General features: G+C 74.4%; 13 protein-coding genes. 4 read left to right on the top strand and 9 right to left on the bottom strand.

Annotated features, from left to right (window positions below):
* The 5 genes from ABD999_RS36175 to ABD999_RS36195 form a co-directional block, all read right to left on the bottom strand.
* The coding region (locus ABD999_RS36175) for a non-ribosomal peptide synthetase (RefSeq protein ID WP_345483116.1) at positions 1-2,330 on the bottom strand (2,330 nt) is incomplete at its 3' end.
* 13 nt (positions 2,331-2,343) lie between these two features.
* Positions 2,344-2,538 (bottom strand): MbtH family protein, encoded by a 195-nt coding sequence (locus ABD999_RS36180; RefSeq protein ID WP_271280471.1) that lies wholly within the window; start codon positions 2,536-2,538, stop codon positions 2,344-2,346.
* A gap of 1 nt (position 2,539) precedes the next feature.
* Complete coding sequence (locus tag ABD999_RS36185) at positions 2,540-8,038, bottom strand: type I polyketide synthase (protein ID WP_345483117.1); 5,499 nt, start codon at positions 8,036-8,038, stop codon at positions 2,540-2,542.
* Positions 8,035-13,806 carry a non-ribosomal peptide synthetase gene (locus tag ABD999_RS36190; RefSeq protein WP_271279759.1) on the bottom strand — a complete coding sequence of 1,924 codons (5,772 nt, stop codon included), beginning with the start codon at positions 13,804-13,806 and terminating at the stop codon, positions 8,035-8,037. Before ABD999_RS36190 ends, ABD999_RS36185 begins: the two co-directional genes overlap by 4 nt.
* A gap of 4 nt (positions 13,807-13,810) precedes the next feature.
* The gene (locus ABD999_RS36195) at positions 13,811-15,082 is read right to left on the bottom strand and encodes a thioesterase II family protein (RefSeq protein WP_345483118.1); all 1,272 of its coding nucleotides are present in this window, start codon (positions 15,080-15,082) and stop codon (positions 13,811-13,813) included.
* Between the two features lie 887 nt (positions 15,083-15,969).
* On the opposite strand from ABD999_RS36195, the gene ABD999_RS36200 reads away from it, so the two are divergent.
* Positions 15,970-16,797, top strand: a complete 828-nt coding sequence (locus ABD999_RS36200) for an alpha/beta fold hydrolase (protein ID WP_271279757.1) — start codon at positions 15,970-15,972, stop codon at positions 16,795-16,797.
* Here the strand turns inward: ABD999_RS36200 and ABD999_RS36205 are convergent.
* The 4 genes from ABD999_RS36205 to ABD999_RS36220 form a co-directional block, all read right to left on the bottom strand.
* The gene (locus ABD999_RS36205; RefSeq protein ID WP_271279756.1) at positions 16,701-17,558 is read right to left on the bottom strand and encodes an FRG domain-containing protein; all 858 of its coding nucleotides are present in this window, start codon (positions 17,556-17,558) and stop codon (positions 16,701-16,703) included. The genes ABD999_RS36200 and ABD999_RS36205 overlap by 97 nt on opposite strands.
* 50 nt (positions 17,559-17,608) lie before the next feature.
* Positions 17,609-18,844, bottom strand: coding sequence for a PP2C family protein-serine/threonine phosphatase (locus ABD999_RS36210; protein ID WP_271279755.1), 1,236 nt, complete (start codon positions 18,842-18,844; stop codon positions 17,609-17,611).
* 199 nt (positions 18,845-19,043) lie between these two features.
* Positions 19,044-21,302, bottom strand: coding sequence for a protein translocase subunit SecD (gene secD / locus ABD999_RS36215; protein WP_345483119.1), 2,259 nt, complete (start codon positions 21,300-21,302; stop codon positions 19,044-19,046).
* A 45-nt stretch (positions 21,303-21,347) separates the two neighbouring features.
* Positions 21,348-21,695 (bottom strand): hypothetical protein, encoded by a 348-nt coding sequence (locus ABD999_RS36220; protein ID WP_148031527.1) that lies wholly within the window; start codon positions 21,693-21,695, stop codon positions 21,348-21,350.
* A gap of 392 nt (positions 21,696-22,087) precedes the next feature.
* Here ABD999_RS36220 and ABD999_RS36225 point away from each other — a divergent pair, with 392 nt between their 5' ends.
* The 3 genes from ABD999_RS36225 (at position 22,088) to ABD999_RS36235 (ending at position 23,730) form a co-directional block, all read left to right on the top strand.
* Positions 22,088-22,447 (top strand): hypothetical protein, encoded by a 360-nt coding sequence (locus ABD999_RS36225; protein ID WP_148031526.1) that lies wholly within the window; start codon positions 22,088-22,090, stop codon positions 22,445-22,447.
* A gap of 81 nt (positions 22,448-22,528) precedes the next feature.
* Positions 22,529-22,969 carry a TraR/DksA family transcriptional regulator gene (locus tag ABD999_RS36230; protein ID WP_271278578.1) on the top strand — a complete coding sequence of 147 codons (441 nt, stop codon included), beginning with the start codon at positions 22,529-22,531 and terminating at the stop codon, positions 22,967-22,969.
* Positions 22,966-23,730 carry a rod shape-determining protein gene (locus tag ABD999_RS36235; protein ID WP_148031524.1) on the top strand — a complete coding sequence of 255 codons (765 nt, stop codon included), beginning with the start codon at positions 22,966-22,968 and terminating at the stop codon, positions 23,728-23,730. The genes ABD999_RS36230 and ABD999_RS36235 overlap by 4 nt, the downstream gene beginning before the upstream one ends.
* The last annotated feature ends 31 nt before the right edge of the window (positions 23,731-23,761 follow it).

Genomic DNA, 23,761 nt, shown 5'->3' on the forward strand with positions numbered 1-23,761 from the left:
CGGCACACTGCCACCGGAACCGGACACAACCCCCCATCCACCACATACACCGACGTATTCGCCACCGGCGTGCCGATGAGGATCGTGGTGGCGTCACGCGGCACCCGGTAGGCGGTGGACCAGATGGTGGTCTCCGTCGGGCCGTAGAAGTTCCACAGCTCCCCGGCCACCTTCAGCAGCCGCGCCGCCAGGTCGGGCGGCAGGGGCTCGCCGCCGAGGATGACCCGCGGCAGGCCCGGCGGCAGGTGCCCGGCGACCAGGCCGGCCACCGAGGGGGTGAGCTGCACCAGGTCCACCCCTTCGGCCGCGCGACCGGCCTGACGGGGCACGCGGGAGGTGTCGTCCGGGGCGACGACGAGGGTGCCGCCGGACAGCAGCGGCGTGAAGATCTCCAGCGCGGCGATGTCGAAGGACAGCGACGTCATGAGCAGCGCGCTGCCGCCGCCGACCCGGCGGATCACGTCGGTGACCAGGTTGACGACCCCCCGGTGCGGCACCTCGACGCCCTTGGGCCGCCCGGTCGAGCCGGAGGTGTAGATCAGGTAGGCCAGGTTGTCCGGACCCACCCGTACCGGAGTCGCGGGCGGCCCTTCCGGCGGCCGGTCCAGCAGGAACACCGGCGGCCGGTCGGCGGGGAGGTCGCCGGCCAGGCGCGAGGTGGTGATCAGCAGGCGCGCGCCGGAGTCGGCCAGGATGTACGACAGCCGTTCCGCCGGGTACGCCGGGTCCAGCGGCAGGTAGTGGCCGCCCGCCCGCAGGACCGCCAGCAGCGCCACCACTAGTTCGGCGTCGCGGGGCAGGCACAGCGCCACGCAGGTCTCGGCGCCCACGCCGGCCGCCGCCAGCCGCCCGGCCAGCGCGCGGACGCGCTCGTCCAGCTCGGCGTAGGTGAGCGTGCCGCCGGCGAGGTCGCGGAGCGCGACCTCGTCCGGGGTGCGCGCGGCCTGCTCGGCGACCAGCTCGTGCAGGGTCCCGGCGGGGTATGGGGCGGCGGTGGCGTTCCAGCCGGTGAGCAGCTGCCGTTCCCGTTCCGGTGTCATCAGCGGCAGCCGCGACACCCGGATGCCCGGGTCGGCGACAGCGGCCTCCAGGACGAGCCGGTACGCCTCGGCCATCCGCGCCACCGTGTCCGCGTCGTACAGCTCGGTGCTGTACTCGAAGTAGAGGCCCGCGCCGGAAGGGGTCCTGACCACGTCGAGGCCGAGGTCGTGCTGGGCGGTGCCGTTGGGGAACTGGCCACGCGTGTCCATCGGCAGCAGGTTGAAGCCCACCTGGTACAGCGGGGTGCGGCTGGGGTCGCGGGCCGGCCGCAGCGCCTCCACCAGCCGGTCGAACGGCACGTCGGCGTGGTCCAGCGCCTCCAGGACGGTGCCCCGCACCCGGTCCAGCAGCTCGTCGAAGGACGGGTCGCCGGACAGGTCCGTGCGCAGCACCAGCGTGTTGACGAACATGCCGATGACCGGCTCGAACTCGGGCAGGTCCCGGCCGGCGACCGGCGAGCCGACCACGACGTCGTCCTGGCCGCCGTAGCGGGCGAGCAGCGCCTTGAACCCGGCCAGCAGCACCATGAACAGGGTGGCGCCGCGCCGCCTGGCCAGCTCCTCCAGCGCGTCGACGAGGTCCCCGGGCAGGGTGCGGGCGTACTCGTCGCCGGCGTGGCCGCGGGTGGCCGGGCGCGGCCTGTCGGTGGGCAGGCCGGTGTCGCCGGGCAGCCCGGCCAGGCGTTCGCGCCAGTAGCCGAGCTGGCCGGCGAGCACGCCCCCGGCGAGGTGCTCGCGCTGCCAGGCGGCGTAGTCGGCGTACTGGATGGGCAGTTCGGGCAGGTCCGGCTCGCGGCCCTGGCCGAGCGCGTCGTGGATCTCCTTCAGCTCACTGGTGAAGACGACGCCGGAGCGGGCGTCGAACACCGCGTGGTGCACGACCAGCACGATCCGCTGCAGCTCGTCGCTCATGCGGACCAGCCGCGCCCGCCACAGCGGCGGCCGGTCCAGGGCGAACGGCCTGCGCGCCTCGGCCAGGGCCAGGGCGCAGAACTCGCGTTCGGCCCGCTCGGGCGGCAGGCCGCGCAGGTCGGTGCAGGGCAGCGTGACCGGCAGGTCCACCCGGACGACCTGGACCAGGTCGCCGTCCTCGGTCGCCAGCGACGTGCGCAGCGTCTCGTGCCGCCGGACGACCTGGCGCAGCGCGTCCAGGCACCGCTCCGGGTCGCTGCGGCCGGGCAGCTCGATCACCGCGTTGACGTGGTGCGCGGGCGCGTCCGGGTCGAGCCGGGCGAGGAACCACAGGCGTTCCTGGGCGTACGAGGCAGGCAAGACGTAGGTGCCGGTCACGGCCGGTGTCCTCCTAGTGTTGGTCCATGGCCTCGCGCAGGCTGCGCGGGCGCATGTCGGTCCAGACCTGCTCGATGTGGTCGAGGCAGCTCTGCTTGGCGCCCTCGAACCCGGTCTCCCGCCAGCCGTCGGGGACGGGGCGTTCGGCGAACCAGATCGAGTACTGCTCCTCGTCGTTGACCACGACCTTGTACTGGCCGTCCCGCATGTCAGCGCCTTTCCGTCCGGGGGAGCCTGCTGATGGTGGTGGTGCCGGTGGCGGGGGCCTGCTGCTTGCCGCGCAGCTCCTCCACGAGCGCGGCCATGCCGGCCACGGTCGGCACCTGGAAGAGGCTGCGCATCGGCAGCCGGACCCCGACCTTCTTCCTGATGAGCGCGATGAGCTGGACGGCGACGAGCGAGTTGCCGCCCAGGTCGAAGAAGTCCTGCTCGACGCTGACCCGGCGGGCGCCGAGCACCTCGCCCCACAGGCCGGCGAGCGTGCTCTCCAGCTCGTTGCGCGGCGCGACGTGGTCGTCGGGAAGCTCGTCGGCGCCACCCGCCGCGGCGGCCGCGTCCAGCTCTCCGGCGACCGTGTCCTGGGTCAGCTCGCGCACGCCGGCGACGTACTCGGCCAGGTCGGTGGCGTTGACCACGACCTGCGGACCGAGGTTCGCGGCGAGCAGCCGGCGGAACGCCTCGGCGCCTTCTGCCGGGCTGATGCCGCGCTTGGCGCCGTCCACGTCGAGCGCCTGACCGGCGGCGGCCGACTCCTCGTCGACGGCGGTGTCCTCGGCCTGCCGGCGGGCGCCCTCGCCGACGGTCCGCGTGACGGCGTCCTTGTCGATGCGGCGCAGCACGAAGTCGGCGATGGTGACCACCGGTTCGCCGGCGTCGTCGTACAGGGTGAGGTCCGCGGCGAGCACCTCGCCGCCGCCGGTGTCGCGGTGGCGGGCGTGGCTCCACAGGCGGGCCGGGAGCGGCGCGTGCACGGTGACGCGGCCGTAGCCGAGCGGCAGGTAGCTGTGGCCGCCGGAGACGGAGCTTGACGCGACAGAGATGAACGCCGTCGCCTCGTCCAGCAGCGCCGGGTGGAGCGGCAGCCGGTCCAGGTCGGCGGCCACGTCGGGGCCCGCCTCCAGGCGGGCGAGCCGCTCGTCCCCGCCCTGGCTCACCGAGCGCAGGCTGTTCCAGCGGGGGCCGAAAGTGACCAGGCCGGAGGCGGAGGCGAACGGGCTCGGCCCGTCCTCGCCGCCGTACACGCATCGCTGCCGGGCGCCCGCCAGGTCCGACGGCGGCGGCTCCCCGGCGACCCAGGCGGCCGAGCCGCGGGCGTGCTGCGTGGCCTCGCCGCCGGTCACGCTGACCACCTCGAAGTCCATGCCGTCGCCCGCCGGGGTGAGCAGCACCCGAAGCTCGGCGGCGGCGCCGTCGGCGACGGGCAGCGGGGCGACGAACGCGACGTCGCGCAGCTCGATCGCGTGGCCGGGGCCCGGGCTCGGCACCGCGGCCTCGAACGCGGCCCGCGCCGTCTCCAGGTAGCCGGTGCCGGGCATGACGGGCACGCCCGCCACCCGGTGCTCGTCGAGCAGCCAGTGCGTGGACGGGGAGAGCGTGGCCGCGTACCAGGGCCGGCGGCCGGCGCTCTCGTGGCGGTGGCCGAGCACCGGGTGGTCGATCCTGGTCACCCGGTCGCCGCGCTGCAGCGCCCGGAACGCGGCCGGGGCCGCAACCTCGGCCGCCATGCCGACCTCCAGCCAGGCGCCCCAGTTGACCGAGACCGCCCGGCCGGGCCAGGCGTGCGCGCAGGCGTCCATGAAGGCGTTGGCGCCGCAGTAGTCGACCTGGCCGAAGCCGCCGGCCACGGCGGTGACCGACGAGCACAGCATGACGAAGTCGAGCGGCAGGTCGCCGAAGACCTCGCGCACCGCCAGCGTGCCGGCGAGCTTCGGGGCGAGCACGGCCTCGGCCGCCGCCCGCTCCTTGACCTCGGCCATGCCGCCGCCGGGAACCCCGGCCGCGTGCACCACGCCGTCGATGCGGCCGAACCGGTCGAGCGCCTCGGTCCTGGCGCGGCGCAGCGCCCCGGGGTCCGCGGCGTCGGCGGCCAGCACGACCACCTCGGCGCCGGCCCGCTCCATGCGGCGCACGGCGGCGACGGCGCGGCGGACCCGGTCGGGGGCGCCGTCGAGGGTGTCCCACTCCTCCCGGGGCGGCAGCCCCGACCGGCCGAGCAGGACGAGCCGGGCCTGCGCCCGACCGGCCAGGTCCTCGGCGAGGGTGAGTCCGATGCCGCCGAGCCCGCCGGTGATGACGTACACGCCGTGCCGGCGCAGCGGGTCGGCCTGCGGCGGCAGCGGCACCCGGGTGTACCCGCGCAGCCAGCGGCGGCCGGCGCGCAGCGCGACCGGCGACGGCGGCTCGCCCTCGGGCGGCTCGCCGGGCTCGGCGGCCAGCTCGGCGAGCACGGCGGCCGGGTCGTACGGGCCCTCCTCCAGGTCGACGTGGCGGGCCGTCAGCCAGCGGGCTTCCAGCGGGACGACGGCGGTGAAGCCGGCGACGGTGGCGTGCTCGGGCCTGGTGACGTCCCCGCCGACGACTCCCTGGGTGCCCCTGGTGACGATGTCGAGATGGACGCCGCCGTCCCGGTCGGCCTGGGCGAGCGCCTGGACGAGGCCGAGCAGGCTGAAGAATCCCAGGTCCTGGGCGGCGTCGGTGGCGGCGATGTCCCCGGCGGGGGTGCCGTCGAGCGGCCAGGCGTGCACGATCCTGGCGGGGACGCCGGTCTGCGCGATCAGCGCCTCGTAGTCCTCGCGCTCGGCGGGCCTGATGGTGACCGTGCCGTCGGGGGCGACCCCGTACGCGGTGCCGGGGACGACCTGGACCGCGTCGGCGCCGGCGGCGCGCAGGGCGTCGAGGAGCGGCACCCCGCCGGGCCCGGCGAAGACCAGGCAGCGGGCGCCGGCGAGGGAGTCCGCCGGGACGGGGGTGACGGGGGCCTGCCGCCAGGCGGGCACCGAGAAGCGCTCCTCCTGCGGCAGCGCCCCGGTCCGCGCGGCTCTCGGGTAGATCAGCTCGGGGTCGACCGCGGTCGGCACCCAGTGGCGGGTCCGCTCGTACGGGTAGGCGGGCAGCGGGACGCGCCGCGCGGGCTCGGTGATCGCGGTGACGTCGAGCGGCGCGCCCGCGGCCCACAGCGTGCCCGCGGCCGCGTACAGGACCTCGAGGTCGGACTTGGTGTCGGCGGGTCCTGGCAGGCTGGGCAGCGGGGCGGGCGCGGTGCGCGGCAGCTGTGTCCTGGCCAGGCCGGCGAGCTGGCGTCCTGGGCCGCATTCGAGCATCCGCCACTCGCCCTCCGCGGCGAGCGCGGCCACGCAGTCGCCGAACCGGACCGCCTCGCGCAGGTGGCGGGTCCAGTAGCCGGGGTCGGTGGCTTCCTCGGGCGTGATCCAGGCGCCGGTGACGTTCGACAGGAACGGGATCCTGGGCGCGTCGCGGGTGGCGGCGGCGACGGCGGCGTGGAAGTCGCCCAGGATCGGGTCCATCATCGCCGAGTGGAAGGCGTGCGACGTGCGCAGCGCGGTGTGCTGGACCTCGGCCTCGTCCAGCGTGGCCGCGTACCGCTCGACCAGCTCGGCCGGGCCGGCGACGACGCAGGTGCCCGGGCCGTTCACGGTGGCGACGGACAGCCCGTCCGGCAGGGTGCGGCGGACCTCCTCGTGGTCCTGGCGCACGGCCAGCATCGAGCCGGGCGGCATCGACTGCATGAGGCGGCCGCGGGTGGCGACCAGGCGCAGCGCGTCCGGCAGCGGGAAGACGCCGGCGACGGCGGCGGCCACGTACTCGCCGATGCTGTGGCCGATCATGGCGGCCGGTTCGATCCCCCACGACGACCACAGGCGGGCCAGCGCCCACTCGACGGTGAACAGCGCGGGCTGGGCCAGCTCCGTCTGGCGCAGCCGCTCGTCGGCGGCCTCCCGCTCGTCGTCGCCGGGGAACAGCAGCGTCCGCAGGTCCAGGCCGAGCTCGTCGCGGAGCAGCGCGGCGCACTCGTCCACGGCGGCGGCGAACACCGGCTCGGTGCGGTAGAGACCGGCGCCCATGCCGGCGTACTGGGCGCCCTGGCCGGAGAACAGCCACGCCACCCGGGGCGTGCCCGCCTTGGCCTTGGTCACCCGGCGTGAGTCGCGCAGGGCGGCGACCGCGTCGGCGGGGTCGGCGGCGACCACGGCCGCCCGGTGCTTGTGCTGCTTGCGCCCGGTGCGCAGCGTGTGCGCCACGTCGGCGAGGGAGACCTCCCGGTCCTCCAGGTGGCCGGCCAGCCGCCGCACGGCGGCGTCGAGCGCGGCCGGGGTGCGGGCCGACAGTTGCAGCAGGTGGGCGGGGCGCGGCCGGGCGGTCGGCAGCGGGGCGGGCGGCGCCTGCTCGACGACGACGTGCGCGTTGGTGCCGCCGATGCCGAAGGAGCTGACGCCGGCGCGGCGCGGGTGGCCGTTCGTCTCCCACTTGGTCAGGGTGGCGTTGACCCGGAACGGCCCGGACTCGAAGTCGATGCGCGGGTTGGGCCGCTCGTAGTTGAGGCTGGGCGGGATCATGCCGTGCTCCAGCGCGAGCACGGTCTTGATGAAGCCGGCGATGCCTGCGGCCGGTCCGAGATGGCCGATGTTGGTCTTGACCGAGCCGATGCCGCACCAGCCGGTCTCCTCCGAGGCCGCGCCGAGCACGCCGGCCAGGGCGGAGACCTCGATCGGGTCGCCGAGCGAGGTCCCGGTGCCGTGCGCCTCGACGTAGGTGACGGTGCGCGGGTCGATCTGGGCGACGCCGAGCGCCTGCGAGACCGCCGCGGCCTGGCCCTCGGCGCTGGGCGCGGAGAAGCCGACCTTCGTGGCGCCGTCGTTGTTGATCGCGTTGCCGATGACGACGGCGCGGACGTGGTCGCCGTCGGCGATCGCGTCGGACAGCCGCTTGAGCACGGCCATGCCGCCGCCACCGCCCCAGATCGTGCCCTGCGCGGACGCGTCGAAGGCCCGGCAGTGCCCGTCCGGGGAGTAGATGCCGTCCTGGTGGTACAGGTAGCCCCACTCGGCGGGCAGTTCCAGCGACGCGCCGCCGGTCAGCGCCATGTCGCACTCGCCGGCGCGCAGCGCCTCGCAGGCGACGTGCAGCGCCACCAGCGAGGACGAGCAGGCCGTGTGCAGGGTGAGCGACGGGCCGCGCAGGTCGAGCTTGTACGACACGAGCGTGGCCAGGTAGTCGGGGTGGTTGCCGGTGTAGACGGCCAGGTTGCCCACGGAGGCGAACACCTCGGTGTTGGGCCGCACGTACAGCCACTGGTACTCGTCGGAGCCGATCGCCCCGTACACGCCTATCTCGCCCGGGTAGCGCGCCGGGTCGTAGCCGGCGTCCTCCAGCGCGGTGTTGGCCAGCTCCAGGAACATGCGCTGCTGCGGGTCGCGCAGCTCCGCCTCGCGCGGCGACATGCCGAAGAAGGCGGCGTCCAGCGCGCCGTAGTCGTCGGCGACGGAGGCCGCCGGGACGAACATCGGATCGTCGAGCAGGTGGGCGGGCACGCCCATCGCCTCCTGCTCGGCCCGGGTGTGGAACTTCACGGACTCCACCCCGTCCACCAGGTTGCGCCAGAACGCGGGCACGTCCTCGGCGCCCGGCAGGCGGCAGGCCAGCCCGACGACCGCGATCGGCTCGACCCCGTTGCCTTCTTCGTGGTTCATTCGTTGCTCTCCTGTCTGGGCTGCTGTGGCCGGTGGGGTGAGGATCGTGCCCGCCGCGCGGCGACCCGCCGGGCGGCTCGGTCCCAGCCGGCCGGACGGCGTTCGCCGTCGAGGTGCGCGGCCAGATCTCGTACGGTCGGGAAGCGGAAGAGGTCGACGATCGGCACCTCACGGCCGAGCGAGGCGGCCAGGCGGGCCTGGACCTGCGCGGTGGCCAGCGAGTGCCCGCCGATCTCGAAGAAGTTCGCGCCGGCGGAGATGCTGGGCAGGCCGAGCACCTCGCGCCAGACGCCGGCGACCAGGCGTTCGGTGCCGGTGGCGGGCTCCTGGCCGCTCGCCGGCGCGGGGCGGGGCGGCGGGGCGGGCAGCCGGGCGCGGTCCACCTTGCCGTTGGGGGTGAGCGGGAGCGCGGGCAGCAGGACGAGCTCGGCCGGCAGCGCGTAGCCGGGCAGGCTCGCGGCCAGGTGACGGCGCAGCTCGGCCTGGCCGACGGCGGGCCCGTCGGTGACCGCGTACGCGAGCGGCACCCTGCCGCCCGGCCGCTCGGCGACCGTGGCCGCGGCGGCCCGCACGCCGGGGTGGGCCAGGATCGCGGCCTCGACCTCGCCGAGCTCCACCCGGTAGCCGCGGATCTTCACCTGCCCGTCGGCCCGGCCGGCGAGCACGACGCGGCCGTCCGGGTCGTAGCGGCCGAGGTCGCCGGTGCGGTAGCGGGCCGTCTCGCCGTCCCGCTCGCGGGCGAACCGCTCCCGGGTGAGGGTCTCGTCCAGGTACGACTCCGCCAGGCGGCGGCTCCTGACCACGACCTCGCCCAGCTCGCCGACGGCCGCGGGCGCGCCGGCCGCGTCGAGGACGAGCAGCTCGGCGCCGTCCACGCCGTGCCCGGCGGGAACCGGGTCGCCGTGGTCGGGCGGGTCGCCGATCTCGTGCACGGCCTGCGCCTGCGGAGTCTCGGTGGTGCCGTAGGCGTTGACCAGGCGGGCGTCCGGGGCGACGCGGCGGAACCGGGCGGCGTCGGCGTAGGTGAGCCGGTCGCCGCCGAACAGCACCAGCCGCAGATCAGGCAGCCGGACCCCGGCGGCCGCGATGAGCGCGGCGAGCTGCGGGGTGAGGTGGGCGACGGTGATCCTTCGCCCGCGCAGCCATCCGGCCAGCTTGGCGGGGTCCCGCACCAGGTCCGGGCCCGGCACGTGCAGGGTGGCGCCGAGCACCAGCGGGGTGAACGCGTCCCGCAGCAGCGGGTCGTGCGCCAGCCCGGCCAGGAGCGCGAACCGGTCATCCCCGGTGAGGCCGTACGCGCGCGGGTACCAGTCGAGGAACCGGGCCAGCGGGCGCTCCGGCGTCCGCACGGGCTTGGGCTCCCCCGTGGTCCCCGACGTGAACGCCAGATACCCCCGCTCCTCCATCGCCACCACCCGACAGGCCGTCCCACCCTGCTCTGAACCCGCCTCCGCCCTGTCACCACTCCCGTTCGTGACCGCTTCCGCCCCGTCACCACTCCCGCCTAAGAGCACCCCTGTCCGGTCCCCACTGCCGTTCGTGGCCGCTACTACCCGGTCACCACTCCCGTTCAGGACGTCGGAACCCGCCTCTCCCTCACCGAGCAGCTTCCGAGCGGCAAGATCGACCGACTCCCCCTCACCGCTCCCGCCAAGGACGCCAGGACCCGCGGTCCCTTCCTCACCGGTCAGATTCCGGGCCGCCAGGTCGGCTGGCCCTTTCTCACCGTTAGCGGGGGTACGGGGTTCTCCTGCTGGAGGGAGCCATGCCAGGTCGGGCGGGATCTGGATGCCGGGGCAGGCGATGATGCTGGTGGCGCCGGCCACGCGGGCTTGGGCCGCGAGCCGGGCGGGCGGCAGCGCCGTGTCCAGCACCGCCCAGCGGGCTCCCGCCGCCAGCACGCCCAGCATCAGGGCCGGCAGCTCGCGCGTACGCTCGGCGAGGATCGCCACCGTCTCCCCCGCCCGCACGGCCGCGCCCGCCGCATCGGCCAGCCGGGCCAGACCCGCGTACGTCAGCTCGCCGTCCTCGCCGCTGACCGCCACCCGCTCGGGCCCACCCGCCACCTGCTTGAGCACCCGCTCCACCACCCCGGCCCCGTCCCATCCGGACAGCACCGCAGTCCCGTCCGGCAGCCGGACCGCCCCGGATGCGTCCATGAGCCCCGTACTCACATCCGGCGAAGCACCGCCCCACACCCCGTGACCGCCCTGCGCCCCCGCCGACGCTCCGCCGTCGCGGAAGACCTCGCCGCCCTGAACCTCGGCGACTTCAGCCATGTCACCGGCGCCCACCACCCCGCCGTGGACTCCTGTCACCTTGGCCACGTCACTCGCCACCCCGTCGTGGACTCCGGCCACTTCCACCACGTCACCGCCCACGACCACCCCGGCGGGGACCCCCGTCACGTCACCGGCGCTCACCACCACCCCGTCCGCGGCTCCCGGCGTCCCGGCCGCATCACCGACGCCCACCACCCCGGCCTGGGCCCCCGCCGCCACCTCCACGCCATCGGCGCTGGCCGCCCCTGCCGGGATCAGCGGCTTGACCTCAGCCGGGTCCGGGAGCGGCCCGTCGTCACCTCGTCCAGGACGGGGGCGCAGGCGTGACTCGCGTACGGGACGGGCCGGGTCGGCGGTGAGGTCGGTGAGGAGGCGCAGGTAGCCGTGCAGCAGAGCGTCGACGCGCGACCGGCGGAACAGTCTGGGGTTGTAGACGGCCTGCAGCACGTAGCACCCGTCGCGCTCCCCCACGTACAGGGTGAGGTCGAACAAGGACCCGGGCAGCCCGGGAGGCAGCGGGGCCGCCGCGACGCCGGGCAGGTCCAGCCGCGGCTCGGTGAAGTCGTACATGTTGAACAACACCTGCACGAGCGGGTTGCGCGACAGGTCGCGGCCCGGCCCGAGCCGGTCCACCAGCCGCTCCAGCCGCACGTCCAGATGGGCCAGCGCACCCGACAGCGCCTCCTGGCAGCGGGTGACGTGCGCGGAGAACGGCGCGCCGTCGTCCACCCGCAGCCGCACCGGCAGCACCTGCACCAGGCACCCGGCCACAGGGTCGAGCGCCGGGTCGCGGCGGTCCGCGACGGGGGTGCCGACGATCAGGTCGGGCTGGCCGGACAGCCGCCGCAGGACCTGCCCGTAGGCGGCGAGCAGCACCGCGTACGGGGTGCCGCCGAGCCGCACGGCCAGCTCCCGCACGGCGGCGCTGACCCCGGCGCCCGCCTCGGCGGTGACGGACTCGCCGTCGAACGTCTGCACCGGCGGGCGCGGATGGTCGCGCGGCAAATCCAGCACCGTGGGCGCGCCGTCGAGGTGCCCGCTCCACCAGGCCACGTCCGCCTCGCCGTCGCGCCGGCCGAGCCAGTCCACGTACCCGCCGTAGGTGGCGCGCAGCGGCGGGAACGCCTCCTGCCGGTACGCGCGCGAGATGTCCTCGTACAGCACCTTCTGTGACCAGCCGTCGAACACCAGGTGGTGGACCGTGACGGCCAGCACATGCTCGTCCCCGGCGAGCCGCAGCAGCCTGGCCCGCCACAGCGGCCCCTCGGCCAGGTCGAACGCCAGCCGCGCCTCGGCCTGCAGCCGTTCGCGCAGCTCCGCGTCGGTCACGTCCTCGACGGGCAGCGGCACCGGGCCGGGCGGAGTGACCGTCACGGACGGGACACCGCCAGCCTGGGGCACCCGCCAGCGCAGCACCTCGTGCCGTTCGGCCACCGACGCCAGCGCCCGGCGCAGAGCCGCCACGTCCAGCGGGCCGGTGAGCCGCTGGGCCATGGCGATGTTGTGCGCCGGCGTGCCGGGGGCCAGCCGTTCCACGAACCACATCCGCCGTTGCACCGCCGACAGCGCCGCCGGTCCGTCGCCGGGCGGCTCCTCCCGCAGCGGAGGCGCCGCCGCGGCCCGGCGGGCGATCCCGGCCACGGTCCTGCCCGCCAGCACGTCCTCGACGGCCAGTTCCCGGCCCAGCCGGGTCCTCAGCAGCGCGGTCAGCCGCATGGCCAGCAGCGAGTGGCCCCCGCGGGCGAAGAAGTCGTCGTCCGCCAGCGGCTCCGCACCCCCGAACGCCTCCCCCCAGGCCGCGGCCACCTCCCGCACCATCACCTCACCCCCGCCCAGGTGATCGCTCTCGCGGGCCGCAGACGAACCGGCCCCCTGCTCGCCGTCGCGAGGAGTCGTCTGCTGGTCGGCCGTGGGCGGGGCCGTCCGATGGGTGCTGGTGGTTTCCTCGTGGGCGAGCCAGTGGCCGGATTCCTCCGTGGTGACCTCGGGGCCGGAGGGGTGGGCGTGCTGGTCGCCGAGGGTGCGCAGGGCGGCCAGGTCGACCTTGCCTGCCGGTGTCAGCGGGAGTGCGGGCAGGCGCAGCACCCGGGTGGGGACCATGTACGCGGGCACGCTGTCCAGGCAGTGGGCGCGCACCCCTTCCAGGTCCGGGGCCTCCTGCGGGGTCAGGTACGCGACCAGTTCCGTCAGCCCGCCCGCTCCGGTGCCGGCGTCCACGACGGCCTGGCGGATCTCGGGGTGGGCGCGCAGCACCACCTCGATCTCGCCGATCTCCACCCGCTGCCCCTGGACCTTCACCTGCCGGTCCAGCCGGCCGATGAACCCGATCCGGCCTTCCGCGTCCAGCACCACCCGGTCCCCGGTCCGGTACAGCCGCGCGCCGGGCTCGCCGTACGGGTCCGGCACGAACCTCTCGGCCGTCAGCCCAGGCCGGTGCAGGTAGCCGCGGGCGAGCTGCGGCCCGCCGACGCACAGCTCGCCGGGCGTGCCCGGCGGGACCGGCCGGAGCAGGTCGTCGAGGATGTACGCGGTGCAGCCCGGCAGCGGGTGCCCGATCGGCAACGGCCGGTCCCAGTCGCCGTCGAGCTCGGTGCCGACCACGCACACGGTCGTCTCGGTCGGCCCGTACCAGTTGTGGAACCGCCTGCGGCCCGGCCGCGACCACCGCGCCACCTGCTCGGGCCCGGCCGGCTCCCCCGCGGTGAGCAGGTCGCGCAGCGCCGGCAGCCGGTCGGGGTCGAGCAGCGGCAGCAGCGCGGGCGGGATCGTGCCCCAGGTGACCCGGTGCCGTTCCAGGAACCGCTGCAGTCGTACGGGATCGACCCGGTCCTCGTCGGCGGTGAGCATGACGCACCCGCCCCGCGCGAGCGGCGCGAAGATGTCGAGCACGGACACGTCGAACCCGAGCGCCGCGAACCCGATGGAGCGGCACGACGCGTCCAGGCCGAAGTACGCGCCCGCCATGGTCACGAACGCCACCGCCGACGCGTGGCTCACCACGACCCCCTTGGGCCGCCCGGTGGATCCGGAGGTGTAGAGCACGTACGCCGCGGAGCCCTCCGCGGCGGCGGCCGGTTCCGGGGGCGGGAGCTCGCCCTGGGCGGGGGCGACGAGGCGGAGGGGGAGGTCGCGCAGGACGCCGCGGCCCGCCTGGTCGGCGACCACCAGGGTGATCCCGGCGTCGCCGATGACGGTCTCCAGCCGCTTGCGCGGGTGCGACGGGTCGAGGGGGACGTACGCGGCGCCGGACATCAGGACTCCCAGCACCGACACCAGCAGTTCGGGCGTGCGCCGCCCGCACACGCCGATCCGCGTCTCCGGACCTGCGCCCAGCTCGCGCAGCCGGTGTGCCAGCGCTCCCGCCTCGGCGGTGAGCCCGCGGTAGGTCAGGCTCGTGTCCCACTGCCGCACCGCGGGCGCGTCAGGAGTGCGGGCGGCCTGGGCGGTGACGAGTTCGTGGAGCAGCGTCGCGGTGGTCACGTTCACCCCGTCATCCGGCCCGGTCGGGCAGCGTGTCGAATCTCAGCCGCACCCGGTCGTACGGCACGGCCACGGCGGCCGGCGCCTCGCCCCGGGCGGTGGGCACCGGCAGGTGGACGACCCGCCAGCCGGACAGCCGGCCTTCCGAGGCCCGCCACGGCGCCGGATCGGCCAGATCGGGGAACCCGGCGGCCGTCGGGTCGGCGCCGGGACCCGCCGCGGCGGCGAGCGCCCGCTTCGCGGTGACGGCCCGCAGTTCGAGCCACCGCCGGTCCTCTTCCGCGGCCCCTTCGACCTGCTCCCGCTCCCCGGGGCTCAGCCACCTCGCCGCGTCGACCGGCCCGGCCGGGTGCGTGAGGGCCACGCCCACGGTCGGGGCGCGGGTTGCCGCTGTCAGGACGAGGCCGGCCGCCTGGCAGGTGGCGACGGTCAGCCCGGCGTCTCCGTGTTCGCCGTACGGAAGCGGTCCGCTGCCCAGCCAGAGGTGGACCTCGCCCAGGTCAGGGAGGGGGTGGACGCCGGCGAGGTCGGCGGCGATGAGGGCCGCCAGGTCGCCGGGCCGGTCCTTGACGAACAGGTGGCCGCCCGCGAGGGTGCGCAGGCGGAAGCCGGCCGTCGTGTGGCGGGCCCAGCCGAGCATGTCCGCCGCGCCCACCTCGCCGTCGTCCAGGCCGGTGAAGGCGACGATCGGGGTGTCGACGGGCGGCTCCGGCTCGTACCGGTAGCTCTTGATCCAGGCGAAGTCGGCGCGGAGCACGGGCAGCAGCAGCTCGCGCAGCTCGGGCACGTGCTTGAGCTCGGGCAGCGCGCCCGAGCGGCGGACGAGCTGGTCGATGAACGCCTCGTCGGGCAGGTCGGCGGTGGCGGCGAGCGGGACCTTGCGGTGCGGCGGGTGGGCGCCGCCCACGTACAGGCGCGAGGGCGGCGGCAGGCCGCGCCGGCGCAGCTCGCGCACCACCTCGAAGGCGAGCCGCGCGCCCATGCTGTGCCCGTACAGCGCGTACGGGGCGCCGGTGGCGGGCTCGATCTCGTCGGCGATCTCGCCCACGGTGAAGGCCGGCGGCTCGGCGATGCGGTTCTCGCGGCCGGGGAGCTGGATGGGGGTCACCGTGAGGCCGGCGAGCTCGCGGAGGAGACCTCCGTAAGCGCTCGCGCCTCCTCCGGCGTAGGGCAGGCAGAACAGCGTGCGGGCGGGAGCGGGCACCGTGGGATGGGGGGTCCGCTGCGCCGCCGTCAAGAAGCCGGCGATCGTCCAGCACCTCCCCGGCGGGGAGCGGCGCAAGTTGTCGGAGTGTGATGGATTCGTCGCTCGATGTGCAGGCCGTCAATCGCCATGTTACGGCGCTCCTCGACAAATGCCTCGGAACAACTAAGCAAATGGGGAATTACTACGAAGGGTCACTACATTTCGTGCGATGTAACGCGGTAGTGCGACAAGAACTCTTATATCCAGGTTGAGAGGAGGAGTCAACGCCGCGATTAACGCTCTTCCGCCATGCGACGCGACAAAAATCAGACCCGGGGAAATATTGCCCAGGCAGCCCTGGGATGATAGGCGCGCGTGCGAGGCGGCCGAATGCGACCGAAACCAAATACGGCGGACCGATTCCGGGCCTCGCTGTCCGCTATATCCGCCTTTATCTCCAAATCTGCCTCTATAGGGTGATTCACTGCTGCGCCCAGCCGTCGGTGAGCTTCCGCACGGCGAGCCGGAGGCGCCCCCGAGCCTCAGGGCGGCCGGCCCCGTGACAAGAATTCCCGGCTCGCGCGTTTTTTCGTCAGATCCCGGCCCCGGCGGCCACGGTCCGGCGATCCGGCCACCACCATCGGCGCGATTCCACACCGCTTTCCGGCCCACATGAATAGGAGCTTGTCAAGGCGAGAAAGCTGTTCGAGCAATATCGGCCGTAGTCGCTACGAGCAGGCCGACGGCACCGTTCCCCGGGGACCGGAAACACGGGGAACCGCGACCGGGCACGACATCATGACAAGGACGGCCCTTGGTTGCAACACATCCAGTAAGAAAGCCTCGAAATCCCTCGCCCGCATTTCCCGGAGAAAAATCCCTATCAATATGAATGCGCCCCGCCTCGGAGCCGCCGGAAAACAATTCGCCCACGTTTGAACGGGCTCGATTCCGGTAGGGCGTCGCGTGTGGGTGGATTGCGGATGCGCGAGCGCTGGGACGACGTGGGTGGCCGCCGGATGCGGAGCCTGGAGGTGGGGCGCCGCGGCGAGACGGTCGTGCTGCTGCCCGGCCTGGGCGCCGTCGGCTACATGAAGGACACGCTGGCCGGTTGCGCCTCGTGGGCGCACGCGTTCCTGCTGGACGTGCCGGGGTTCGGGCACCGGCCGCCGAGGCCGTGCGCGGCCGAGGTGCCGGCCGTGGCGGAGGCCGTGGGCGACTGGCTGGAGACGGTGCCCGACGGGCCGGTGGTGCTCGCGGGGCACTCCAGCGGCGCCCAGGTCGCGCTGCGGGTCGCGGCCGCGCACCCGGCGCGGGTGAGGTCGCTGGTGCTGCTCGGGCCGACGTTCCCGCCGCGCCAGCGGACGCTGCGGCGGATGGCGCGGCCCTTCCTGCGCACGGTGGTGCGCGAGCCGCTGAGCGTGCTGCCCGTCACGCTGCCGTACTACCTGCGGGGCGGGCCGGCCGAGGTGCTGCGGTGCGTCCGCTCGGCACAGTCCGACTTCCCCGAGTACCTGATCGGCAAGATCTCCTGCCCGGTGCTGGTCGTCCGCGGCGCGCGCGACCACATGTGCCCGAAAACCTGGGCCGACGGCCTGGCCATCACGGCCCCGCTGGGGCGGTCGGTGACGGTGCCGGGGGCGCACGTGTTCCCGTTCCAGCATGGCGGGATGACGGCCTCGCTGATCGCGGAGGCGGCCGCCCTCGCCGACTCCTACGCCCCCGTGCGGCCTTCCTCCCGGTGGGCGGAACCGCCGGCCGTGGTGCTGCCGTCTTCGGAGGAGCCCCGGTCGGCCTCGCCGGGCGTGTAGTAGCGGCGCAGCCAGGCGGCCAGCCCGTCCAGGCCGGGCAGCAGCACCCGCTCGGTGATGCCCGCCTGGTCCAGCCGGTTCCTGATCTCCAGTTTGACCCGGGCGGGGAGCAGCCAGCCCCGCCACAGGTCCGGATGCCCGGCCAGCCATTCCTGCACCTGGTAGGCGGGGGAAGAGGTCGCCGACAGCACCGACGACTGGTTGACGACCCGCTCGTCCAGCGACGGCGGCTCGAAGAACGTCAGGAACGGCCGGTCGCCGGCCAGCCGGCCGAACCCGTCCAGGTCGCCCGCCACCCGGGCGAGCATCTCGGTGGTGAACACCAGCGCCCCCTCCCGCTCCAGCTCCTCGCGCAGCGGCCCGGGCAGCAGCCGGTGCGCGCGCTCGCAGTCGACGGCCAGCAGCGCCCCGTCCTCCTCCGGCCAGGACGCGGTCGCGAAGTGCAGGGCCACCAGCGGCGAGAACGTCCAGTCCAGCAGCCGGGTCGGCAGCCCGTGGTGCTGGCCGAGCGCCAGCCAGTCCCACACGGTCTCCCCCGGCGTGGCGCGGTGGGCGTACTTGCGGAAGTTGCGCACCAGGTGCCGCTCCAGGGCGGCGTAGTCGCCGCGCAGCCGCGACAGGCTGGACACGTGCGCGTCCGTGCTCCGGGCCAGCCCGCGGAAGACCAGCGTCGGATGCACGTGGGCGCTGCCGCGCGGCCTGCTGGCCTCGCAGATCGCGTCGTCCAGCTCCCGCCACGACGACACCTCGTGCGACCTCATCCCCGCACCGCTGCCCCGAGGCAGCCGGTTGACACCGATGACCTGCGACGTTACGCGCCGGCGCGGCCGTGCCACTCGGTGAGCAGGACCGTGGCGTCGTCCTGGAGCCGGCCCTCGTGGTGGTCCATGACGTCCTTGATGAGCCGGCGGAGCGTCTCCGGCACCGGCAGCCGGGCGCAGGAGTGCCGCAGGATGAAGTCGACGAACCGCTCCATCCCGAACTGCTCGCCGCGGTGGCGTCCCGCCTCGACGATCCCGTCGGTGTACATGAGCAGCCGGTCGCCGGGTTCGAGCTGCTCGTGGCAGACCTGCGCGGGAAGCTCCAGGCCGAGCCCGAACGGGGCCGTCGGCGGGCAGTCCAGCGTGGTGACCCATCGGCCGGCCCTGATGAGCACCGGCGGGTGGTGGCCGCGGTTCACCCACGACAGCATGCCGGTGCGCAGGTCGAAGTCGGCCATGATCGCGGTGACGAACCGGGCCGTCTCCCCGAACTCGCGCAGCAGCATGTTCTCGATGCCCTCGCTGGTCGCGGCCAGGCAGGCGCCGTCGCGCCGCAGGTTGCGGCTGGCGGCCATGACCAGGTTGGCGGCCAGCCCGGCGGCCACGTCGTGGCCCATCGCGTCGAAGATGGCCAGGTGGACGATCTCGTCGCCGAGCGCGTAGTCGAAGGCGTCCCCGCCGATCTCGTAGGCGGGCTCCAGCACTCCCGCGATGGTCACCTCGGCGTTGGCGAAGGTGAGCGGCGGCATCAGGTGCCAGAGCATCTCGGCGGCGACGTTCATCCGCCGCGAGCGCACCAGGCGCGTGTACGAGTCGCTGAAGGAGCGCCGGCCGGCGACCAGGAGAGCCAGCAACTGGGCCAGGTCGAGCACGTCCTCCTCGGCCACGTCGTCCGGCCGCTCGACGAGGACGCGGAGCGCGCCGAGGCGCTCGGCGCCGTTCAGCAGCGGCACCCACCAGCATTCCATGCCGCGCTCGGCGGGCTTGCGCAGGATGCGCACCTCCTGGAAGGCCCGGCCGCCGTAGGTGGCGTCGATGCGCAGGTCGTCGGGCGGCTTGTCCTCGGTGACGTCGTCCGGCGCGCCGGGGTGGCCGTACGGCCCGTCCCGCTCGGCGAGCAGCCGCAACGTGCTCTGCTGCAGGTCGGCCAGGTAGATCAGGCACTGCCGGACACCCACCTGCGGAGCGTGGCGGGCGGCCAGGTTCGGCAGGTCCTCCAGCGTGGCCTGCTGCCCGTCCCGCAGCAGGCCGCTCAGCGCATTCCGGACATCACGAGGGCCGCTCATCGGATTTCGCCCCCCATTTCGCCTTTATGGTTGCTGGCCATTATTCGCGGTTGCCGTGTCCCGCCGGTCAAAGGCGGCGGCAAACATCCGCAAACGCGTCGCATGGAGGGGGTGGCCGGGCTCTGACCTGGGTCATCACCCCGGAAAGCAAGAAACGCGCCGGCGAACCGCCGGCGCGTCCCTTGTCCTCACGGGCTCGTCACAGCACCGCGCCCGAGCCCTCGCGGGCTCGCTTGACACGCGGCTGCGGCGGCTCGGGCGGCGGCTGCTTGTCGAACCGGCCCAGCGTGATGGCCAGCGGCCCGGCCACGAACGACGACGACAGCGTGCCGACGATGATGCCCGTCACCAGGGCGATGGCGAAGTCGCGCAGCGAGTCGCCGCCGAACACCGCCAGCGCCATCAGGATGAACAACGCGCCCAGACCGGTGTTGATCGTCCGGGGCAGCGTCTGCAGGATCGCCCCGTTCACCGACTTGGCCAGGGGCTCCTTGCGGTTGAGCGCCCACAGCTCCCGGACCCGGTCGAAGACCACCACCTTGTCGTTGACCGAGTAACCCACGACGGTGAGCATCGCGGCCAGGAACACGCCGTCGATCGGCTTGCCCAGCCAGGCGAACAGCCCGATCACCACCGACACGTCCACCACCAGCGCGGAGACCGCGGCGGTGCCGAACGTCCAGCGGAACCGGTACGCCAGGTAGGCGAGCTGGGCGGCGATCGCCACGCCGAGCGCGATCAGCGCGTTGCGGCGCAGCTCCTCGCCGAGGCTCGGGCCGATGAACTCGTCGCGGCTCTTGTTCACCTCACCGCCGACCTCGCCCAGCGCCTCCTGGATCCGGTTGACCTCGGCGATCTCCAGCTCGCCCGCCCGTACGGAGACGTCCGGGCCGGAAGCCTGCACCACCGCGTTCGGGAAGCCGGCGTCCGCGACCGCCTGCCTGGCCGTGTCGGCCGTGATGGGGGTGGAGGTGGAGAACTCGACCAGCCGGCCGCCGGTGAACTCGACGCCGAAGTTGAGCCCGCGGGCGAACAGCCCGGCGAGCGAGACCACGGTCACCACCACCGCCATGCCCAGCCAGAGCGTCTTGCGGGCCATGACCTGCGGGTCGCGCTTGGTCAGCCAGGTCCTGACCCGCCCGACCGAGCCGAGGCCGGACACGCGCGGGCCCATCCGGTCGATGATCAGCGAGGTGAACACGCGGGTGATGAGCATGGCCGACACGAGCGAGGCCAGCACACCGATGCCGAGGGTCACACCGAAGCCCTTGACCGGCCCGGAGGCCAGCCAGAACAGCAGCCCGGCGGCGATCAGGGTGGTGATGTTGGAGTCGGCGATGGCGCTCCAGGCCATCTTGAACCCGCGGTCGAGCGCATGGCGCAGGCCCCGCTTGGGCGCTCCCGCGTACTCCTCCCTGGCGCGTTCGAACACCAGCACGTTGGCGTCCACGGCCATGCCGATCGCCAGCACGAAACCGGCCAGGCCCGGCAAGGTCAGCGTGGCGCCCATCGCCACCAGCGCCGCGTACGAGATCAGCCCGTAACAGGCCAGCGCGAGGGCGGCGGCGAGGCCGACCATCCGGTAGATGACGACGATGAACAGCGTGGTGAGAAGCAGACCCACCACGCCGGCCTTGGCACTGGCCTCGATGGCGTCGGCGCCCAGCGTGGGGCCGACCGTGCGCTGCTCGACCAGCTCCATCGGAACGGGCAGCGCACCGCCCTTGATCAGCACGCCCAGCTCGCGGGCTTCCTCAAGGGTGAAGTCACCGGTGATGTCGGTGCCGCCGCCGGGGATGCCGGCCCGGCACGCGATGGACGGGTCGAGCTGCGGGGAGGAGATGATCTCGTTGTCGAGCAGGATCGCGAGCCGCCGGCGCGGGTCGCCCGCCTCGAAGCAGGCGACCTCCCCGGTGAGCTTCTGCCAGGCGGCGGCGTCGCGGAACTGGACGCTCACCCACCAGCCCGGCCCCTGCTGGGGGTCGCTGCGCTCGTTGGCGTCGCTGACGCCGTCACCGCTGATGACCGGCGGGCCGAGCCTGAGACGCTGCCCGCTCTCGTCGGCGACGACGATCTCGCCGTTCTCCGCCTTCTCGCCCTCCTGGGCCACTCCCTTCACGGCGTGGAAGGACAGCTGGGCGGTCTTGCCGATGACCTCGGCCGCCTGCTCCGGGTCGAGCACGCCGGGCAGCTCGACGATGATGCGCTGCTCGCCGGAGCGGACCAGGGTGGGGTCGACGACGCCGAGCGCGTCGGCCCGCCGGCGGAGCACGTCGAGGGCGCGGTCGGTGGCCTCGGAGTCGGCCTTCATCGTGGGCGAGTCGCGCGTCTCGAACACGAGCTGGGTGCCGCCGCGCAGGTCGAGGCCGAGCCGCGGCGCCATGGTGAGGGCGAGGACCAATGAGGTCGCGATGACGGCGAAAGCCGCCAGTGCGCGCCAGAGCGGCGCACGTGACATGGGAAGCCTCCACGGGCTTGAGAGGAAAGAAGGGACCAGGTGTTCTCAGAGCGCCGTGGAGGAAGGGGGCGCGCGAGCGGGGGTGGTCTCCTGGCAGGCGGCGGTGAACCCCGCGCAGGCGTGCGGCCGCTCGGCGGCTGCGGCGTGCAGCGACGGACGCGGCGGGCCGGGCGGGAGCAGGGCGGCGCCGCCGCTCATCTCGTACGAGATCGTCCGGGCCTGGGCGGTGGACGGCGGGAGCGGCGACTTGCGCGCGCCCGGGTGGTGACTGCCCTGCTGGGCCTGCTGGGTCACCCCCTGCGCGGTGACGACCTGGACGACCTGTCCGTGGGCGGGGGCGGGCAGGAACCACGACAGCATGAGGAGGAGCGCTGCGGGCACCCTGGTGCGCACGGTCCCTCCTCGTCGCTGCCTTGATCTTGACGTGCTTGCGGTGTGGACGCCGGAGATCCGGCCGGGCCGCACGGAACGCGGCTTCCCCGCTGCGCAGCCGCCGCCATCGGTGACGATGATCTTACCGGGACGATCAGCGGGATCGTCCCGTCCACCGGCGGTACGCGACCGGACGGCTGGATCCGATCTCCATGCTGGCACACGCGCGCCGCGAAGGCACTCACGCGCGTAAGCCTCCACCCTACGGCGTGCCCGCCCCAGCACCGGACGCCTCGCCGGTATCGGCGCCTTTCAGGGGTGCTTTCCCGGGCCCGTTCCAGAGTGCGGACGCCACCCTGATCAGGCGACTTTGACCGGTGCTTCCACCAGGAAAGTGAGCTATGGTCGGCCTCATGGCGACCCGGAGCATCACACGTGGCTCCACCCCGTTTCTCGCGGTGGTGGGCCTGCTGCTGCTTGCCCTGGTCATGGTCGCCTCCACGCCTCGCTGGGCCGGGGTCCACCCGGTGCAGCAGCGCGTCCAGACCGCGGGGGTGATGACGCCCGGGTCGGAGGTGACGGCGGTGTCGACGCTGCCGCACCAGCAGGTCAGGGCGGAGCACCTGCCCCGCCTGTGGCCGGCGCGCCAGCGTGCCGAGACGGTGTCCGTCAGGCACGCCCCGTCCTGGCCGGAAGCGGGCTCGGCCGCCATCCGCGGCCCCCAGCAGCCGGGTCATCGCGCGGCCGGCTCCCGGAGCCCGCCGCCCGTCTAGAGATCCTCCCTCCCCGTGCTGTCGCGGCGCGGGGCCTCCTCGGCGTACGCGCCGGATCTCTCAGGCTAGGAGCGATGCCTCATGGCTTCATTGCAGACACTCATGCAGGACTACGACCAGCACCGTGCGCGGCTTGAGGAGCTGCGCGACCTGCTGGAGGAGCGGCTCGCCGCCGCTCGCGCCGACCTGTCGGCCGCCGTGACGGCGGGTTCCGCGGCGCTGGCCGGGCTCGCCCGCCGGGAGAGCGACGCGATCGAGTCGGCGCTCGCCCGGATGGACCGCGGCCTGTACGGCACCTGTGTGCGTTGTGGCGCCTTCATTCCGTACGGTGTGCTGCGCCGCATCCCGCACGAGCAGCTCTGCCTCGCTTGCGCCGGCACCAGGGAGCGGCAGGGGCACTCCGGCGCCACCGAGATCCCGGCGCCGCGCCCGGCCCCCGCGGGAGTCCCGGAGCGGAGCCGGCCCGAGGCGGCCGTCCCGCCGGGACCTGGAGCCGGAGACGAGGCGGGGAACGGGACGTGACCGGGAACGGCCGCGTTTCCTGGCTGGACGACAGGGCCGCGGTCGATCTCGGCACCGCGCGGATCCGCCTGATCGGTTTCGGCCACCCTTCGATCGTCGACGAGCCGTCCGGCGTGCCCGGCTCCGCCCGGCCGGTCAGGCACGGCCTGGTCGCCGACGTCGCCGCCTGCGCGCGGCTGGTCGACCAGGTGCTGCGCACCGCGCTGCCCGAGGGCGCGCGGACGCCCGGCCGGGTGCTGGTGGGCGTGCCGGTGACCGCCTCGCCCGCCGAGCGGGCCACGGTCACCGGCATCGTCGAGCGGGCCGCAGGCTGTGCGGCGACCGTGGTGGAGGAGCCGCTGGCCGCCGCGCTCGGCAGCGGCCTGGACATCACCGGCCCGCGCCCCCGGCTTCTGATGGACGTCGGCGCGGGCATCATCGAGGCGGTGGTCATCAGGGACGCCGCCGTCACCGACGCCGTCGCCGTCCAGCTGCCCGCCGATGGCGACGGGTCGCTGCCCGCGCACGTCCAGGACCGCGTCACCGAGATGGCGGCCGAACTCCTGGCCCGCCTGCCGGCCCGGCTGCGCCCGGCGGCGCGCGAGGGCGGGCTGATGCTCACCGGCGGCGGCGCGGCGGAAGCCGGGCTGGCGGGGCGCCTGTGCTCCAGGCTGCGCATGACGGTGAGCAGCGCCCCCGAACCCGCGCACGCCACCGTGCGCGGGCTGGCGCGGCTGTGCCTGCCTCCCATGGCGGCACTGCTCGCCCTTCCCACGGCCTGAGCGCCGTCCCCTCTTCCGCAGCTACGAACAC

The organism is Nonomuraea ferruginea (genome assembly GCF_039540635.1).
GTDB classification, from domain to species: Bacteria; Actinomycetota; Actinomycetes; order Streptosporangiales; family Streptosporangiaceae; genus Nonomuraea; species Nonomuraea ferruginea.

Bases quoted from the DNA above. Each gene is read 5' to 3' on its own strand.
- ABD999_RS36185 (WP_345483117.1), bottom strand. From the start codon at position 8,038: ATGAACCACGAAGAAGGCAACGGGGTCGAGCCGATCGCGGTCGTCGGG.
- ABD999_RS36230 (WP_271278578.1), top strand. From the start codon at position 22,529: ATGGCTTCATTGCAGACACTCATGCAGGACTACGACCAGCACCGTGCG.
- ABD999_RS36200 (WP_271279757.1), top strand. From the start codon at position 15,970: ATGCGCGAGCGCTGGGACGACGTGGGTGGCCGCCGGATGCGGAGCCTG.
- ABD999_RS36205 (WP_271279756.1), bottom strand. From the start codon at position 17,558: ATGAGGTCGCACGAGGTGTCGTCGTGGCGGGAGCTGGACGACGCGATC.
- secD (WP_345483119.1), bottom strand. From the start codon at position 21,302: ATGTCACGTGCGCCGCTCTGGCGCGCACTGGCGGCTTTCGCCGTCATC.
- ABD999_RS36210 (WP_271279755.1), bottom strand. From the start codon at position 18,844: ATGAGCGGCCCTCGTGATGTCCGGAATGCGCTGAGCGGCCTGCTGCGG.
- ABD999_RS36180 (WP_271280471.1), bottom strand. From the start codon at position 2,538: ATGCGGGACGGCCAGTACAAGGTCGTGGTCAACGACGAGGAGCAGTAC.
- ABD999_RS36225 (WP_148031526.1), top strand. From the start codon at position 22,088: ATGGCGACCCGGAGCATCACACGTGGCTCCACCCCGTTTCTCGCGGTG.